The sequence below is a fragment of the Olleya sp. Ti.3.14 genome (genome assembly GCF_038154885.1).
Classification (GTDB): Bacteria; Bacteroidota; Bacteroidia; order Flavobacteriales; family Flavobacteriaceae; genus Olleya.
Genome location: NZ_JBAKAO010000003.1, coordinates 136,863 through 155,485 on the forward strand (window position 1 = coordinate 136,863; position 18,623 = coordinate 155,485).

Sequence of the window (18,623 nt, forward strand, 5' to 3'; positions counted from 1 at the left end):
GTCTACAGGAATCTACCATTCGTCGACACTTAGCTATAGGTTAAACTAAATTACAAATTTAAGGCACTTATCTCATGTACATTTGTACCATCAACAACAAACAAACACACTTATTATGAAAGTTTTAGCAATAGATGACCAACAATTAGTATTACTGCCTTTACAAAAAAGATTAGTAGAGTTAGGTTACGAAGTAAAAATCGAAACAGATGCAGTTAAAGGTTTAGAATTATATGAATCTTTTAATCCAGATTTAGTAATTGTAGACATCAATATGCCAGGATTATCTGGATTGGAAGTTGTAAAACATATTAGACTGACTAAAAACTCGCAAACACCAATAATGGTTTTGTCTGGTGAAACTAAAGATGAAACTATTACTGAAGGTTTTGAATTAGGTATTAACGATTACATGAAAAAACCATTAAGCTTAAACGAAATTAGTGCTCGTGTAAAACGATTAATTGGTGCACCAGAAGTTTCTAATATAGTAACTAAAAGTGATGTAATGATCCAAGAGCGTTGCGTAGGTGTTGTGATCCCATGTTACAATGAAGAAGAGCGTTTGCTAAGTGAAGAGTTTATTACTTATATAGATAAAAACTCAGGATATCATTTATGTTTTGTAAATGATGGAAGTAAGGATAAAACATTAGAAGTTTTAAAAGAATTACAAAAAGGAAGAGAAGATTTTATTACAGTTTATGACTGTGAGAAAAACGGAGGAAAAGCTGAAGCTGTACGTTTAGGAATGTTGCATATGGCTAAAAAAGAAGATTTAGACTACATCGGATTTTTAGATGCAGATTTATCTACAGACTTAGCAGATTTTGATGATTTAGTTAAAACTATTGAAACAACAGATTTTAAAATTGTAAGCGGATCACGTATCTCTAGAATGGGAGCAAATATTACAAAGGAATCTGCAAGAAAAATAATCAGTTTAACCATTAACTTTATTATCAGAAAGATTTTAAAAATGGACTTTAAAGACACGCAATGTGGTGCTAAAATTTTCCATAAAGATGTTATTGATATCGCTTTTGGTAAAAAGTTTGTAACACAGTGGATTTTTGATGTAGAAATTTTTAAAAGAATGAGTATCCATTTTGGATTAAAAGAAGCAAAAACAATGCTTTGTGAGCAGCCATTAAAAAGATGGATTCATGCAGATGGTTCTAAGTTATCAATGAAGGACTCAGTAAAAATTGTTGGACAATTAGGACAAATTGCTTGGGTTTACAGAAATAAAAAACAAAATTCAAAAGCAGTAGTCGCAACTAAAGTTAATGTAGCCTAATCTTTAAATTTCCCCAAATCATGAAAACAGGTATTATCATAATCTTTCACAACAACGAAAAACAAATTAACCCCTCTTTTTTTATTCAAAAAATAAGAAATACATCAAATTTAAAATTATGTTTTGTTGATAATGATAGTAAGGATAACACATCTGTTATGTTAGACGAAATTAAAGAGGCTTGTCCTGAAGTGTCAGTAGTAAATATTAAAAAGTTTAAATCAGATATTTCGGCAGTCAGAGCAGGAGCAAGATATATGTCCAACCAATTTAATTTAAATCAATTAGGATATGTGTCAGCAAATATGCTAAACATCAAGTATCATGGCTTAAATGGTTTGATAGATGCCATAAACGAAAATCAAGAACTACTATCTAAGTTTAATATCGAAGAGCTTAAAAAACGTAAAATTAAAGTATCTCTGTTTCAAAGTTTGTTTTCAATTATTGATTATTTAAAAAAAATAAAAGTCAAAAACCAGTTTATCGAACTACAATATTTAAGTAAATTTTAAATTAAGAACTATGAAAGTATATCCAATAAAATTCAATCCAATATTAAAAGAAAAAATTTGGGGAGGAAACAAACTAGGAACTTTATTAGGTAAAAACACTGCTAAAGATAATGTTGGCGAAAGTTGGGAGATTTCTGATGTAAATGGAAATATTTCTGAAGTTAGTAATGGTGCATACAAAGGGTCTGGTTTAAAACAATTAATTGCAACACATCAAGCAGATTTATTAGGTGCAAATAACTTTGCAAATTTTGGATTTGATTTTCCATTGCTAATTAAATTTTTAGATGCCAAAACAGATTTGTCTGTACAAGTGCATCCTGATAATAAAATGGCCAAAAAGCATCACAATAGTTTTGGTAAAACAGAAATGTGGTACATAATGGATAGTGATGAAAATGCAGATATTGTATTAGGATTAAAAGATAAAACAATAAACCCAGAGATATTAAACCATATAAATGCAAATAATGTAGATGCTGTTTTTAACAGAGAACAAGTTAAAAAAGGCGATAGTTTTTTTATACCAGCAGGAAAAATACATGCTATTGGAGCAGGTGTTTTAGCTGCAGAGATACAACAAACTTCAGATGTTACATATCGCGTATATGATTGGGATAGAGTAGATGATAATGGTCAAAAAAGAGAGTTGCATACTAAGTTAGCTGAGCAAGCAACAAAACAATTTGATACTAACGGTAAAGCTAATTATAGCATACAACCTAATACTAGGACTAATTTGGTTAATTGCGAATACTTTACAACTAATATTTTGGACATTACTAATCTTCAAGCAAAATCATACGACAACTTGGACTCTTTTGTAATATTTATGTGTGTGGAAGGTACAGTAGAAGTTACCATAGGTGCTGAACATGAAACTTTAAAAATGGGAGAAACCATACTAATTCCAGCTAAAGCAAATGCAGTGGTTTTTAATTCTACTAACGCTAAACTATTAGAGGTATATATTGATGATAGCTCAGTAAATAATATACAACACGCATCTTAGTTGTAGTTTTAATAGCTAAACACAAAGCAATTACTATATTTGTGCGCATCAAATAATATTAAATATGAGCGTTTTACAAATGTTAAAAGAAAGAAGTAACTCTAATTGCGAGTTGTGTACTTCTAATGTAGATACAAGACAATATAATATTCCGCCATCATTAAACGAAACTGTTGATACTTGTTTAATGGTATGTGCTAACTGTTATGATCAAATCGAAAAAAACACAGAGATGGATGTTAACCATTGGAGGTGTTTAAACGATAGTATGTGGTCAGAGCACGTGGCTGTTCAGATTATGGCTTGGAGAATGTTACAACGATTAAGAGGCGAAGGTTGGCCAAAAGATTTGCTAGACATGATGTACTTGGATGATGATAATTTAGCAATAGCTAGATTAACGGATGAGCATAAAGACGAAGCTGATAAAATTATCCATAGAGATTGTAATGGTGTTATTTTAGAAACTGGAGATAGTGTTGTTTTAGTTAAAGACCTTAAAATTAAAGGCTCTAGTCAAGTGGCTAAACAAGGTACAGCGGTCAGAAATATTAGATTAGATCGTGAAAATGCTACCTATATTGAAGGTAAAGTAGGACCAACACTTACTGTTATTATTACAGAGTACGTTAAGAAATTATAATTTTAATGACAATATATAAAAAGGCTTCAATTATTAATTGAAGCCTTTTTAGTTACAATGCTTTTTGTTGCTGTTTGTAAAAGGCATCTGCTTGAAGTTGCATTAAATCACGTACTTTTTTACGTTTGTATTGATACAGTTCATCTTCATCTGATAAATCCGAGTAAATTTTATCATTTATTTTAAAGTCAGCTTTTGCAGATAGTTTTCTTTCTTGTACACGTTGCTCAACAACCGTTTTTATAGCTGTTTCTTGGTCTTCTAGTTTAAAATCATATTCTCCCTTGGGTGACAATAGTTTGGCTATTATAGGAGAGGTCTCAATAGCTAAAAATAATAGAAATATAAAAAATGATGGTAACCAAGGTAATGTGTTTAAGGCGTTAAGTCTAGCCATTAATCCATCAAAACCATCAATTATTGGTTGTGTATTGGTGACTTGTAATTGGTAATCCAAGTTTAGTTGACTTAACTCTCCTTCAATGGTTGAAATTTTTGCTTTATAATCTGTTTTTAATTGCTGTAATTCTGCGAAAGCAGTATCGTGTTTATCACGTTTTTCCTGATAGACAGGTCCTTTGCCTAATTTATTAGTGCCAGAGGTACCTTCAGCCTCTGTAATGTATGTGTTGTAAAGGGTGTTAACTTCAGCTTCTTTTGTTGTTATTTCATTTAGAAGGTTGACTATGTTTTGTTTTAATTCATTTTCTTTAGGTGAAAATTGCAACGCAATATCTTCTTGATTTTGAAGGGTCATTGCATTTTTTTCTGTCAGTAATACTTGATTGATTTCTTTTTCAAAAATCTTAAGCTCTAAAGGTTTTGAGATGACTATAGCTATAATTAATGCTAAAATTAATCTAGGTGCAGCTTGTAATAATTGGTTTAGAAAATTGCCTCTTTTTTTAATAGTTGACACAATAAAGCGGTCTAAATTAAAAATTAAAAGTCCCCAGATTAATCCAAATCCAATGGACATATATACGTTGTCAAAAACGGTATAAAGTGCATAGCTAGAAGCTATAAATGCCATTACTGCTGTAAAAAATACGGTTGCGCCTATTCCTGCATATTTGTTTTGCTCGCCAATGGAAGCAGTTTTTAGAATGTCTGTATCTGCTCCAGAACAGATAATAAAAAATTGTTTTAACATGATGTGATTGATTTTGATTGATGACCCTAAGATAAGTTTAGGACTGATTGTCTATTAGAACGCTAAATGTTTGATTTTGTTACAGTTTTCAGCAAAAAAAAGCTTCAAATTATATGAAGCTTTTTTTTATTTTATAACGAATATTACTCGTTTACAACTTTGCCATTAACCGTTTTTATTGGTTTTTCGGACAGATGTACAGTGGATACACCGTTATTTGTATGTGATGATATGTTTAATTCTGAATTATTTTTAACTAAATCTAAAGCCTTATCAGAGGTAATGGCTTCTCCATTATAATAAAATGAAGCGTCTTTTTTTGCCATACTAATAATGTGATCTGTAGTTTTCATTGGAGGTGGTGGAGGTGGAAGTGTTAAGTCATCATCCTTCCAAGTTTTTTTAAATTTAATAAAAACTTTACCGTCTTTATAAACTTTTGTTATTTTTTGACCAGGAATTACTTTGCTACCATCGGTTGGAATAGTGGATAATTTATTCCCTTTTTTGTCGACTTCAATTCCTGATTTGTTATAATACTTAGTTTTGTTTTTTGTTGTTACAAAAAAATAAGCCTCATCATTAATGTTTATAAATCCTGTTTTAATATCAGAATCTAATGGAGCTGGAGGAGGAGGAGGAGGATTTTTATAAACTTTACCTTTTATGATTTTATTTTCTTTATAGTATTTTTTTATAACGCGTTCTTGTTTTTCTTTCTGCTCTGGTGTTGCATTTGGATTTACAGGTGGTGGTGGAGGTGGTGGTGGAATACTAGACGCGTCTCCTTTTTTAACTTTAGGTGATTCTGAATAGTTCTCATCATTTTTGTCCACAACTTTTATAATAACAGGCTTAAATTTGTTGGATTTAGTTTTGATATCAAATAGTTGAATAATATCACCTTTTTTGGTTTTTAAAACATATTGTCTAGTTTCATTATTAGGCATGTTACCTTCGTTAAATAATGTTTTAATTCCAGGGATTTTTAACTTAAAATTAGTTATATCTTCTTGGTTAGTTGTGCTTAAAATTAACTCTGCTATTCCTTTTTTTGATAAGTTAAGTGTACAACCATCACATGCTATTCCGTTAATTTTTAGCGTTGGGTTTTGGGTAATAAAACCACTGTTTTTATCAGTCTTAATAAATTTTTGATTATCTGTTATTTTAATTCCATCTATAAGAACAATATTTTTAACAATTGGTTTTAAAACTTCCGATAAGTTTTTAATTAATTCAATGTCAATTGCATTTCCATTAGAGTTTATTTCTAAATCAGTTTTGTTATTTCCTATAATTTTTTCTAAATCTTCTTTTAAATCTTTAAAGTTTGTCGCCTTACCATTTAATTTTAGTTCAAATGGATTTTGATTTATTTCTAAAATTGGTGTTGTTGAATAATTTGCTTTTAGGCTATCAGTTTTAATTGAATTATTTTTTTGATTTTTTTCTGGAAAAACCATTTTAGGAATTACTTCTTTTTCAACTTCTTTCGTGCTACTAAAACTATAAAGTAATAGCGCTAATAATGGTAATAGCAATACGCTACGTAACCATTTTGTTTTTGTGGATGTTTGTGTGTTCATAAGTGTAAAACGTTTTTTGATTGATGAATAATTGATAGCATTTGCTAATGCTAATTCTTGTTGATTAGACGAGAATTGTAATAAAATTGTTTGATAAGTTTTAGTGTCGACCCCTTGATTTATAACGTCTTGATCTGCTAAAAATTCATGATTAAGTTTTACTTCTTTTTTAAGCCAATACAATAATGGGTTAAACCAAAATACGACTTGAAGTAACTCTATAATTATGATGTCTAAACTGTGTTTTTGTTTGGCGTGCGTTTGCTCATGTAATAAGACTTCGGGTGGGATTTGATTGTTTTCAAACTTGGTTTTATTTAAAAAGATGAAATTGAAAAACGTATGCGGAATTTCAATTTGCTCCATTAATACATTAACAAAATGACTGCTTTTAACTTTGGTATGTTTTTTAATTTTTGAAACTATTTTAAACAGATTAATACAAAATCTAGTAAAGAATAAACCTACTCCTAAAGCATAAATACTCCATAAAATTATTGGTAAGTAGTTAGTGTCTTCTACTATTTTAAAGTTTGTATCTATTGGTATTGTTGATGAGTTATCAAATATAAAAGTTGAAGCGTCTACAGAAGGCTCGATATATTTTACAAACGTTATAAAAGGTATTATTGCAGCAATTTCAACAGCAACCAATAAATAAACTCTTTTAAATTTATGAATGCTTAATGGTTCTAACGCTATTTTGTAAAACAATAGCAAAGCTAAAAGGCAAACACTGGATTTTAATAGTAATAGTTCCATGATTACTTGTTTTTAATTTCGTTGTCAATTATTGCTCTTAACTCCTCTAATTCATTTTTACTTAAATCGGTTTCTTTGGTAAAAAAAGAGGCGAATTGAGAACTGCTATCGTTAAAAAAGTTTTTAATTAAGCCATTAACATGCTTAGAAAAATAGTCTTTTTTCTTAACCATTGGTTGGTATTGTCTTGAGTTGCCAAACTTGGTGTATGTCACAAAACCTTTATCCGTCATACGTTTTAATAAGGTTGCAACGGTTGTGTTAGCAGGTTTTGGCTCTGGATAGGCTTCTAATAAATCTTTCATGAAAGCTTTTTCTAGTTTCCATAGATGGTTCATTAATTCTTCTTCCGTTTTTGATAATTGCATGTCTACAAGTTTAGATTAACTTCTACAAATGTAGAACAAAAAAATGATTCTACAAATGTAGAGTTGTTTTTTCTTTTTTTTAATTTTAAAAGAAAGTAGAGTTTTTGTTTCATTCTTAATCAGTTACGACTGAATAATAACATATTTGTTATCATCCACTCCACGTCATCCTGAACTGGTTTCAGGATCTCATCCCAAACGGAAATAACTATGTTGTCACAAAAAAGGTACGCCTAAATAAAGATTTTTTATTAAGTTGTTTTTTTATGAAAAGAGTAGATTATTTACTACTTCCTAGAGCGTAAACTCTCAATAACAACTGTAGATAGGATTAGCATTCCACCAAAAAAAGTGTTCCAAGTAGGGATTTCGTTTAAAAAGAAAAAGGCAATTATAATTCCGAATATTGGTTGTGTGCTACCAATAATACTGGCTGTGCTGACTTTAAAATGGTTTAAACTTTGAATAAATAATGTGTGTCCAATTGCTGTGGTTACTAATGCTAGAATAATAACATACGGAAACTGTGTGCTTATATTAGAAGTGTCGTATAAAAATAAGGCAGGTAATAAAATGATGCTTATTATTAATAATTGAAAAAACATTAGACTGCTACCATGGTAGGAGGTTACGTATTGTTTAAGTATTAAAATACGCATAGCATAACAGAAGGCAGAAAATAGTCCAAACAGAATCCCTTTTACGGCGTCATTTTGAAAGTCTAATTCTGGAGAGAGAATGTAAATCCCTAAAAGTACCATAGCGCCTAATAAAAGGTGCATATAATCAAATTTTGTTTTAGAAAATAAGGGTTCTAAAAAGGCTGTCATTATAGGAAATGTAAATAAGGCTAACATACCAATAGCGACACTTGACAACTGTAGTGCAATGAAATAAGTAATCCAATGCGAGGCCATAAATAAGGCGCTTAACACAAAAGCACCCAAGTCTTTTTTAGAATTTATTTTTAGGGTGATGTTTTTGTATTTGCAGTATCCTAGTAATAAAAATAATGCTAGAAAACTACGCCACCAAATTGTAATAGGTGCAGGCATGCTAATATAACGCCCTAAACTACCAGATGTACTAATTAGTAGTGTGGCAAAGGTTAGTGCTAATACGTGCTTTAAATGTTGGTCTTTCACTTTGGTTGGTTGTGTAAGCGGTAGTAATGGCATCCTTTATTTTGCTGCCATATATGGCAAAATAAAGATATAATGGATGACGCGACCACCTTTTGCCACTTTTAAAGCAAAAGGTGGTGACACCCTAATTTTATTTATACATTTCTGTAAAGTACTTATAGAAATACGGAATAGTTTCGATTCCTTTTAAGTAATTCCATACTCCAAAATGTTCGTTTGGACTGTGGATTGCGTCGCTATCTAAACCAAAGCCCATTAAAATGGTTTTACTTTTAAGTTCTTGCTCGAATAATGAGACGATTGGAATACTTCCTCCACTACGTTGTGGTATTGGTGTTTTTCCAAAGGTTTCTTGATAGGCTTTACTTGCTGCTTGGTAACCAATACTGTCTATTGGTGTTACGTAACCTTGTCCACCATGATGAGGTGTTACTTTTACTTTAACGCCTTTTGGTGCAATGCTTTCAAAATGGTTTTTGAATAAGTCTGTGATGTTTTCCCAATCTTGGTTTGGGACTAAACGCATCGATATTTTTGCAAATGCTTGACTTGCTATTACTGTTTTTGCGCCTTCGCCAGTATAACCACCCCAAATACCGTTAACGTCTAAGGTTGGTCTTATGCTGTTACGCTCGTTGGTGGTATAGCCTTCTTCTCCGTAAACAGCATCAATATCTAAAGCTGCTTTGTATTTGTCTAATGAGAATGGTGCTTTTGCCATCTGTGCACGCTCGTCTTTTGATAATTCTTCTACGTTGTCATAAAACCCAGGAATGGTAATATGATTATTGTCATCGTGAAGAGAGGCTATCATTTTAGTCAAAACGTTTATTGGATTTGCTACTGCACCACCATATAATCCTGAGTGTAAATCACGATTTGGTCCTGTAACTTCTACCTCAACATAACTTAAACCACGTAATCCTGTTGTAATGGATGGTGTGTCTTGTGCGATCATACCAGTATCACTAATTAAAATGACATCGTTAGATAATTTATCTTGATTTTGCTTTACAAACTTACCAAGATTAACACTTCCAACTTCCTCTTCGCCTTCTATCATAAACTTGACGTTACAAGGTAAAGTGTTGTTTTTAGTCATAAATTCCATTGCTTTGACGTGCATGTACATTTGTCCTTTGTCGTCACAAGCACCACGTGCAAAAATAGCACCCTCTGGATGTAAATCTGTTGTTTTAATAACAGGCTCAAAAGGAGGAGAGGTCCATAAATTTAATGGATCTGGCGGTTGTACGTCATAATGACCATAAACTAAAACGGTTGGTAAGTCTTTATCAATTATTTTATGTGCGTAAATAATTGGATATCCTTCTGTTTCGCAAATTTCAACAACATCACAACCAGCGTCTTTTAAGCTTTTTGCCACAACGTCTGCGGTGTTAATGGTATGTTCTTTATAAGCAGAATCCGCACTGATTGACGGAATCTTAAGTAATTCTATTAATTCGTCAAGAAAACGTTGTTTATTTTCTTGGACGTAAGACTTTATGTTTTTCATGAAAATAGATTGAATTTATGTAAAAATACAAAAATGAAAATTATTTGTTTGAAGTTATTATGAATATTCAAACTATTGTTTATATTTGCAATCCGAAATTATCGGTATAAGTTGCAGGCGTGGTGGAATTGGTAGACACGCTAGACTTAGGATCTAGTGCCGCGAGGTGTGAGAGTTCGAGTCTCTCCGCCTGTACAGAGTAAAAAAGCTTCTCAATATTTGAGAAGCTTTTTTTGTTTTAATACGTCCCACAATAGTGCTGTGAAAACCATAAGATATTCAAAGCCTATAATCCATAAATTTTCCGTGTTATCTGCATTGGCATATGCTAAATAACTTATTATGATTATAAAACTCCAAATTAATGGATACTTGTAGTTTGTAAATATGGAAAGCAATAAAATAGATGCGATGTACCAAGGGTGTACTGTTGTACTTAGTAATAAGTATACTGTAAAAGCAATAAGCATACTTTTTATCAATGTTACAAAGTTTTGATTTTGTCTGGTTAATGCTATGTACCAAATTGAGGTGAAAATTATTATAGGTAATATTTTACCAATTATGGCTATTTGATTGTATCCAGTAATTAAATAACCAACCTCTCGAGCGATGTAATATATACTTGCATTAAACTCGAAATCTCCAAACCATAAGCCTACAGTTTTGGAGTAGTTGTTTACAAATTCACTTGAAAAAAATGGTGCAAATAATACTAATGTAGAGATGCCAATTATTAAATAGAACCAAATTAGTTTTTTGAAATCAATTTTGGTGTGATCTTCTTTAACTCTAAACCATTTTACAAATAATGGTAAAAATAAAAGAGGAACTAATTTTGTTGAAATTGACAGCGCAAAGACTACAGCAGCCCATTGCCATTTGTTTTTATGTAATAAGTATAAGCTTAGTATTAAAAAGAATAACATTACACCTTCAAAATGTAAATTACCTGTTAGTTCTATTATTATAAAAGGGTTTAAGATGTACCAAAATATTTTATTTGGAGATAGACTTAATCTTTGTAAAAGTTTAGCTCCAAAATAAAGTGTTCCAATATCTGCAGCTATTATTATAAGTCTTAATCCTATTACTGATCCCAGAATGCTTGAAGTAGAGAATAAATTAGCTAGCGTAAATAGTAATTGATTTATTGGAGGATAGTTGGAGTAGTGGCTGGCGTTAAGCGCTTGCATACCTGTTACTAATTGTTGTGCTTGATCAATAGGATAGTTTCCTGATGGTATAAAACTTGCAGGTGTATTTAAGTAAGGATTAAAGCCTTGTAATATCATACGTCCGTCCCAAATAAAACGGTAAAAATCTTGTGATAAATTAGGGATTGCTATTAAAAAGATTAATCTGCTAATGATTGCTATTGCAATTAAAAGCTTAAAATTGTTTTTATTGTTGTTTACTATTTTGATGAATAATCCAAATAATACAATATATATGGATATTAGATTGGAGTGGTCTGTTCTTGCTAAATCATAAGCAAATACAGCATACAAACAAAAGCTAGCTAGTATTAGCAGTAATGTTAGTTTGTTAGTTTTTAAAAATAATGTATTAAGCATGATGCATCCTGCGTTAGCGGTTGAAATGGCATCCTTTTTTGCGATATTTTAAAACAAATCTTAGCTGTTTACAAAGAGTTTGTGTTATAAAACAATTTTGAATTAATATAAAACTGCGTCGCAGAAAAGATATAATGGAAGACGCGACCCTTGTGGTAACGCCCAAAATACTATGCTTTAGAGGTTAGGGATTTAAAAAACACAAATCCAAAGCCTACGGTTAACATTAAGTGAAATGGAAATAAACCGAAGTCTCCACCTTTATCTCCAACCACAAAAGCACTGTACATACCAAACGCAAAGTATAGCATTAATGCACCTTCAAAAATCACATTAATGGATATGTTTTTACGTAAATATTTATTGCCTTTCCAACTATCTTTAAGTGTGCTGATATTAAATTTTGGTGTGCGTACAAACTCACTACGTTTACCAACATGACCTTCTAATACTGCAATAGAATTGTGTAGTGAAAAGCCCATAGCTATTGAGAAAAACGTAAAAAATAGTGCAATGTATTTTAAAAAGTCTTTAAATGTGTTACCATGACTTTGCTTGTACATAACCCAATAGCACACAAAAAATATGATTGTACTAACTACAAAAAAGCTCATGACGTAAAAGTATGGTCTAAGGTGTGCGTATTCGTTTTTAATGTACAACATTGGGATGCTTAAAATACCCACTATTAGTACGTTTAAAAACATAGTACTATTTAATAAGTGTAATAACCCGTGAAGTTTAGTTTTAGCAGAAATATTTTTGCTTGTAACGACACGTCCAAACATTTTTTGGAAGTTTTCTGCACCACCTTTATTCCATCTAAATTGTTGTGATCTTGCTGCACTAATTACCACAGGAAGTTCTGCCGGAGTTTCAACGTCTTCTAAATATTTAAATTTCCAGTTTTTAAGTTGCGCTCTGTAACTTAAATCTAAATCTTCTGTTAAGGTATCGCCTTCCCAGTTTCCAGCATCAAGTATGCAGGTTTTACGCCATACACCAGCTGTACCATTAAAGTTAATAAAATGACCTTTGCTACTACGTCCAACTTGCTCCAAAGTGAAGTGTGCGTCTAAGGCAAATGCTTGTATTTTTGTTAATGTAGAATAGTCTCTGTTAATGTGTCCCCAACGTGTCTGTACCACACCAATTTCTGGGTCTTTAAAAAACGGAATTGTTTTTTTAAGCCAATTTGGTTCTGGTAAAAAATCGGCATCAAAAATAGCAACATATTCTCCTTTTGCTATTTCTAAACCTTCTTTTAAAGCACCTGCTTTAAAACCTTGTCTGTTAGTTCTGGTAATATGTGTAATATCTAACCCTTTTGCTTTAAGTTGGTCAACGTGTGCTTTGGTTGTAGCAACGGTCTCATCCGTAGAGTCGTCTAAAACTTGGATTTCTAATTTATCTTTTGGATAGTCCATTAAGGCTATGTTGTCCAATAGACGATCCATAACATACAACTCATTAAAAACAGGAAGTTGAATAGTTACAAACGGAATTTCTTCCGAATTATTAAAGTTAAATTTTGGTCCGTTTTCTTCTTTCTTTTTTGCTGCTAAGTAATTAAACAGTAGGTTTAATTGTGCCAAAGCATACATGAAAATAAGTACTAGCGCAATGCTATAAATAATAATGGTAATGGTTTCGAGAATCACTTTTTAAAACTGTATTTGAAAATCCACGTTAGTATTTTAACGCCTGCAAATATACTACCTTTTATTGTTCCTGAAACTTTTGAGACACCAATTCTATTTCTGTAGTTTACAGGGACTTCTATGTAGCTTAGTTTTTGCTTTAATACTTTTAGTTGCATTTCTACCGTCCAGCCATAGGTTTTGTCTACCATGTTTAAAGCTAGAAGCTTATCATATTTTATGGCTCTAAATGGTCCTAAGTCAGAAAATTTAGCACCAAAAAAAAGTGACATTAAGGTTGTTGCTAACCAATTACCAAACACTTGTTGTGGCATCATACTGCCTTCTTCTCTTAATTTTTTGACACGTGCTCCAATAACAAAGTCCATATTTTGATCTATAATTGGCGCTACAATTTTGGTTAATTCTTCCGGATAGTCACTATAATCTCCGTCTAAAAACACCACAATGTCTGGTTTGCTATCTTGTTTAGCGATATAATCCATACCTTTTAAGCAAGCATAACCGTAGCCTTTATTGTTTTCTTGTAAAACAGTTGCTCCTGCGTTTTTGGCATTAGCTTCTGTTAAGTCTGTCGAGTTGTTGCTAACTACAATCACCTCGTCTACAATAGATGGTATGTCTTTAATAACATGTGCAATCGAGTCTTGCTCATTGTAGGCAGGAATGATGACTTTTATTTTGGTCATTTAAGGTCGCTTAATTTATTTTCTTTTTTAAAGGACTTTAAATCGGTCCATTCTTTTATTTTTTGTCCTGCTTTAAATTTTACTGCAGATATTAACGCATCGTTTTTATACATAAGACAATACCCATTTTTTTGGTTGTCTTTAAGTTGACATTTATGATTAATTTTTTCATTGTGATCATAAAATAGCCACCATTTTACCTTTTTATCAGTTAGATAATGACCTTCCTTTTCTTTTTTACCGCTTTCGCGGAAATATTGCCAGTAGCCAACTTTTAGGTTTTGGTTAAAGCTTCCAAATTTAGATATTACTGCGTTGTTATGATAGAATTTCCAGAATTTATTTTTTAAATCGTTTAAATAATGTCCTTCGCTTTTAGTTTTTGAATTGTCATAATAGGTTTTCCAGTAGCCATTTTTAACTCCATTTATATAAAGACCTTGGCTTTTTAAGTAGGTGTTTTTATAATATGTTTTCCAATAACCACTGGTTTTACCGTGAAGATAATTGCCAGCTTTGTGTAAGGTGTTATTATTATGATAGTAGGTCCAATACTTTTCTTTTATGCCTTTATTATAATTGCCTTTAGCTTTGATTGTTTTATTGTTATGATACTCTATCCAATAACTTGTTTTAAGGTTGCTACTATAGTTTCCTTTTTCCTTAATGCTTCCGTTTGGGTAGTAATAAATCCAAAAATCTATTTTGCTATTATCGCTAGTCCAACCTTTAGACAATAGATTACCGTTATCGTAATACGTCCTTACGTAAGTTTTTTCCGCGTAAGCGTTATAACCCAAAACAATAAAGCAATATAGGACAAAGGTTTTCATTTTATTTTTTGTTTACAAAATCCATTAAGTCAACATCATTACCTAATAAGACTTCTGTTGGATTGATACGTCCATCCATAGTGTCGTTTTCTAATTTTAAAACACCTCTTGGGCAAACAGCACTACAAACACCACACCCAACACAACTTGAACGTACAATGTTTTCTCCTTTTTGAGCATAGGCACGTACATCAATTCCCATTTCGCAACTGTTAGAACAATTACCGCATGAGATACATTGTCCACCATTGGTTGTGATTCTGAATTTTGAAAATAAACGTTGTTGAAATCCTAATATAGCTGCCATAGGACATCCAAATCTACACCAAGATCTGCTACCTAAAATTGGGTAAAAACCTGTTCCGATAACTCCTGAAAATATGGAGCCTATGTAGATTCCATAGGTGGATCTTAAAGCACTACCTTTTACAAAAAATAAGTGATCAGTTGTAGATGTAAAGTGCATAATTAGTAATAAAGCAATTACAACAGCATAACCAATTGCACCAGCTTTAGCATCTTTACCAAGCTCTTTGCCTCTAAAATACATGACACCTGCAAATATGATGGTTAAAAAAGCTATTACAGAAATGATAAAAACATCACGTGTTAACCAAAAATTATTACTGTCTTTACCTAAATAACTATACACCATTGCTGTTGTCATCACTACAGAAAATACTAAAACAGTATGTATTAACCATCGCTCTAGCTTCCAAGCAGAAAGTTTTTTTGAAGATAGATGTCTAAAACTATCTCCTGCAGTTTCGGCTAGACCACCACAACCACAAACCCATGAGCAGTACCATCGTTTTCCATATTTGTATGTTAAAATAGGCGTAATAATAAAGGTAGAAGCTATACCAAAAATGATTAAAGCTAAACCTAAATTACCATTGGACAAAAAGCCTTTTACAGACCACTCATCAAATATGTAATAATTTAATGGCCAAATGCTTTTAAGGTCATAATATGGTAAATCATTATTCATGACGTACATGAATTCTGGGATTAAAAAAGCAAAACCTAACTGAAAAAACATAACCGAAACAGTTCTGATTTGTTGATAGCGATTATGTCTATATTTTAAAATGTATTTGTAACCAAATGCTAAAATGGCATTGGTATATAATGTCCCATAAACAAACCATTGACTAGCATTTCTACCGCTTAATAAATTGCTTAAAGGGTCGAATAATCCAATTAAACCAGTGTTTGCAGCACCATCCTTGCCTAAACCCAAATATTCAGGAAAAAAGTACAATACAATATAAAAACTGGTTAGTATGATACCTAAAGCCCAACCCCAAAATCCTCTGGATGAAATGGATTTATACCAAACTCCGTCATTTTTTATACCTTCCAATTTGGTTAAATACGCTTCTCTAGAATATATAATAACACCAACAGTAATCAATCCTAGTGCTAGCGTTAAAAATAAAGCTGTATTTGGTAGGTTGACATTAAATAAGGCTAATGCTAAAATTAATAGTCCAACAAGACCAATACCTAAAGCAAATTTTTGTTTTGTTGATATATGAAACGCATCTGGTGATGCTAATGACATACTGTGATTTAGTTTATTACTCATATTTGGATGCTGTTATACTGTTTGTAATTGTTTGTTGTATGCCTTTAGGATATCCTGTTCAAAATGTTTGTAAAATTCTGGGTCAAAATTGGCTTCTTTTAAATTGTTTATTACGTAATCTACATCACGTTTTTCGGTTAACCATTTGTCAAAAGTTTCGTGTCGCATTCGGATACCAAAAGTATTAATGCCTAAAAAAGTCTTGGTGTCTTTGTTGTAAGCTACTGTTATGCATTTGGTTTCGTCTTGATGTTTCCAATGGAAATGTTTTTCGTACTCTGGACGTCCACGCTCTCCAAAAACCCAACCGTAAGTTTGGTATTCGATATCTAAAAATTTTGCGCTATTAAACCAATGACCAGGTTTGTATTGTAGTCTATTACCACAAATGGTTTGTGCTAAAGTTTCTCCCATCATACGTCCTGTGTACCAAACCGCTTCTATTGGACGTCTGTTGCCAATAGCTTCGTGTTGCTCAGCGCAATCTCCAATTGCATATACATCGTTTATGTTAGTTTCTAAATAACGATTGACTAGTACACCTCTTTTGGTTTCAATTTTAGAGTCTTTTAAAAACGAAATGTTTGGAGAAACTCCTGCAGTCAGTCCAACTAGGTTGCAAGCTATTTCTTCTCCGGTTTCTTCAATAATTATGGATTTTACGTTTCCGTTATCGTCCGATTTAATTTCTTTTAAATTGGTATTTAACCTTAAATCAATGTGATGGTTTTTTATGTGTCTGTTGATCATTTGACTTTCGCCTTCAGGTAAAACACCATTCCAAAAACTAGTCTCTCTAACTAAAAAAGTGACTGGTATATCTCTTGAATTTAGCATTTCTGCCATTTCAATACCAATTAATCCTCCACCAACTATAACAGCATGTTTACACACTTTATTGTCTGGTGCAGTTTGCTGCATGTTATCTAAATCTTGTTTACTGTATAAACCTTGAACACCTTGTAAGTCTTGTCCTGGCCAACCAAATTTATTAGGTTTACTTCCGGTAGCAATTACTAATTTGTCGTAAGTCATTGTATCACCTTCAGCAAAGTGGAGTGTTTTATTATCACTATCGATAGTATTGACATAGCCTTTTTTTAAGTCGATGCGGTTTTTCTCCCAAAACCAATTTTCGTAAGGTTGGGTGTGTTCAAACTTCATATGACCCATGTACACATACATTAAGGCTGTACGTGAAAAAAAGTAATCTGTTTCGGCAGAAACGATAGTAATTTTTTTATCCGATAATTTTCTGATGTGTCTTGCTAGAGTAACTCCAGAAATTCCGTTTCCTATAATGACGATGTGTTCCATAAAATGAGATTGTTAGATAGTCTGTCGTTTTTAAAGTTAAAAACTTAATTGGTTTAGTAGTTTAGAATGGGTTTAAATTACTAGTGTTTGTAAGGTTTTGAAAAACATTGAGACGTTAATTTTTTTTTTTTATTTTTTGAAAGTTTTTGTTAAATGTTAAGACTTATTTAATGTTACAAAGATTTAAAACCCAATATAATGATTAAAAATAGCCTAATAATTGTACTTGTTGTCAGCGGATTATTTTCCGCGAAAGCGCAAACCCTTAACGACTTTTTTACACAAACAGACGCCTTTTTAAAATCCTACGTGGTTAAAGGTAAAGTAGATTATAAAGCAGTAAAGGAAAACGTGGTTAGTTTAAACACAATTTTAACTATTGCAGATCATATTACTGTGGATAAAACAGATGCTAAAAACTATCAAGCTTTTTGGATTAATGCTTATAATTTGTCTGTTATTAAAGGGATTGTTGACAATTATCCGATAGCTTCACCATTGGATAAAGCTGGTTTTTTTGATAAAACAACTTACAGTTTAGCAGGACAAAAGGTGACATTAAATACCATTGAAAATGAATTGTTAAGAGCCAAGTTTAAAGATGCAAGATTTCATTTTGTACTTGTTTGTGGTGCCAATGGTTGTCCGCCTTTAATTGCTAATGCTTATTTGCCAAAAACACTTGATGCACAATTGGAGCAGCAAACTAAATTAGCGTTAAATGGTGATTATTTTGTGAAGGTAAATGATAAAAAGAAAACGGTTGAAGCTTCTGAAATCATGAAATGGTACAATGAAGATTTTGTGCAAAATGGTATGACTGAAATTGAATTTATAAATAAATACAGAACTAATACAATACCTAAAAATTATAAGTTAAAGTACTTTTCTTATAACTGGAAACTTAACAAACAATAAAAAAAATATAACGCTTTCGCGGAAAGCAAAA

The 18,623-nt window shown here is 31.8% G+C and carries 16 protein-coding genes and 1 tRNA gene; 6 read left to right on the top strand and 11 right to left on the bottom strand.

The window, feature by feature from the left end:
* Nucleotides 1–115 precede the first annotated feature (115 nt).
* The 4 genes from V6251_RS06825 (at nt 116) to V6251_RS06840 (ending at nt 3,470) form a co-directional block, all read left to right on the top strand.
* Complete coding sequence (locus V6251_RS06825) at nt 116–1,300, top strand: response regulator (protein ID WP_341587544.1); 1,185 nt, start codon at nt 116–118, stop codon at nt 1,298–1,300.
* Between the two features lie 20 nt (nt 1,301–1,320).
* On the top strand, nt 1,321–1,815 hold the full coding sequence (locus V6251_RS06830) for a glycosyltransferase (RefSeq protein ID WP_145003885.1): 495 nt from the start codon (nt 1,321–1,323) through the stop codon (nt 1,813–1,815).
* 10 nt (nt 1,816–1,825) lie between these two features.
* Nucleotides 1,826–2,827 (top strand): type I phosphomannose isomerase catalytic subunit, encoded by a 1,002-nt coding sequence (locus V6251_RS06835; protein WP_341587545.1) that lies wholly within the window; start codon nt 1,826–1,828, stop codon nt 2,825–2,827.
* A gap of 64 nt (nt 2,828–2,891) precedes the next feature.
* The gene (locus V6251_RS06840; RefSeq protein WP_145003879.1) at nt 2,892–3,470 is read left to right on the top strand and encodes a PhnA domain-containing protein; all 579 of its coding nucleotides are present in this window, start codon (nt 2,892–2,894) and stop codon (nt 3,468–3,470) included.
* Nucleotides 3,471–3,522: 52 nt separating this feature from the next.
* Here V6251_RS06840 and V6251_RS06845 read toward each other — a convergent pair whose 3' ends face one another.
* From V6251_RS06845 to V6251_RS06865, 5 genes are all read right to left on the bottom strand, one after another.
* A complete protein-coding gene (locus V6251_RS06845; protein ID WP_341587546.1) occupies nt 3,523–4,623 on the bottom strand; it encodes a DUF4407 domain-containing protein in 1,101 nt (366 codons plus the stop codon).
* A gap of 143 nt (nt 4,624–4,766) precedes the next feature.
* On the bottom strand, nt 4,767–6,974 hold the full coding sequence (locus tag V6251_RS06850) for a M56 family metallopeptidase (protein WP_341587547.1): 2,208 nt from the start codon (nt 6,972–6,974) through the stop codon (nt 4,767–4,769).
* 2 nt (nt 6,975–6,976) lie between these two features.
* A complete protein-coding gene (locus V6251_RS06855; RefSeq protein ID WP_090836483.1) occupies nt 6,977–7,342 on the bottom strand; it encodes a BlaI/MecI/CopY family transcriptional regulator in 366 nt (121 codons plus the stop codon).
* Nucleotides 7,343–7,629: 287 nt separating this feature from the next.
* Entirely contained in the window at nt 7,630–8,487 is an 858-nt protein-coding gene (locus V6251_RS06860) for a DMT family transporter (RefSeq protein ID WP_341587548.1), read from the bottom strand.
* 130 nt (nt 8,488–8,617) lie between these two features.
* Entirely contained in the window at nt 8,618–10,006 is a 1,389-nt protein-coding gene (locus V6251_RS06865) for a dipeptidase (RefSeq protein WP_341587549.1), read from the bottom strand.
* Between the two features lie 113 nt (nt 10,007–10,119).
* On the opposite strand from V6251_RS06865, the gene V6251_RS06870 reads away from it, so the two are divergent.
* Nucleotides 10,120–10,201: transfer RNA gene (locus tag V6251_RS06870), tRNA-Leu, on the top strand.
* Between the two features lie 17 nt (nt 10,202–10,218).
* On the opposite strand, the gene mptB is transcribed toward V6251_RS06870, so the two are convergent.
* From mptB to V6251_RS06900, 6 genes are all read right to left on the bottom strand, one after another.
* A complete protein-coding gene (mptB, locus tag V6251_RS06875) occupies nt 10,219–11,583 on the bottom strand; it encodes a polyprenol phosphomannose-dependent alpha 1,6 mannosyltransferase MptB (RefSeq protein ID WP_341587550.1) in 1,365 nt (454 codons plus the stop codon).
* Between the two features lie 170 nt (nt 11,584–11,753).
* Entirely contained in the window at nt 11,754–13,244 is a 1,491-nt protein-coding gene (locus V6251_RS06880; protein ID WP_341587551.1) for a cellulose synthase family protein, read from the bottom strand.
* The gene (locus V6251_RS06885) at nt 13,241–13,933 is read right to left on the bottom strand and encodes a glycosyltransferase family 2 protein (RefSeq protein WP_341587552.1); all 693 of its coding nucleotides are present in this window, start codon (nt 13,931–13,933) and stop codon (nt 13,241–13,243) included. The genes V6251_RS06880 and V6251_RS06885 overlap by 4 nt, the downstream gene beginning before the upstream one ends.
* Nucleotides 13,930–14,766 (bottom strand): toxin-antitoxin system YwqK family antitoxin, encoded by an 837-nt coding sequence (locus V6251_RS06890; protein WP_341587553.1) that lies wholly within the window; start codon nt 14,764–14,766, stop codon nt 13,930–13,932. The genes V6251_RS06885 and V6251_RS06890 overlap by 4 nt, the downstream gene beginning before the upstream one ends.
* A gap of 1 nt (nt 14,767) precedes the next feature.
* Complete coding sequence (locus V6251_RS06895; RefSeq protein ID WP_341587554.1) at nt 14,768–16,357, bottom strand: 4Fe-4S binding protein; 1,590 nt, start codon at nt 16,355–16,357, stop codon at nt 14,768–14,770.
* 12 nt (nt 16,358–16,369) lie between these two features.
* On the bottom strand, nt 16,370–17,674 hold the full coding sequence (locus V6251_RS06900) for an NAD(P)/FAD-dependent oxidoreductase (protein ID WP_341587555.1): 1,305 nt from the start codon (nt 17,672–17,674) through the stop codon (nt 16,370–16,372).
* Nucleotides 17,675–17,872: 198 nt separating this feature from the next.
* Between V6251_RS06900 and V6251_RS06905 the strand changes: the two genes are divergently transcribed.
* Nucleotides 17,873–18,592, top strand: coding sequence for a DUF547 domain-containing protein (locus V6251_RS06905; protein WP_341587556.1), 720 nt, complete (start codon nt 17,873–17,875; stop codon nt 18,590–18,592).
* Nucleotides 18,593–18,623 lie beyond the last annotated feature (31 nt).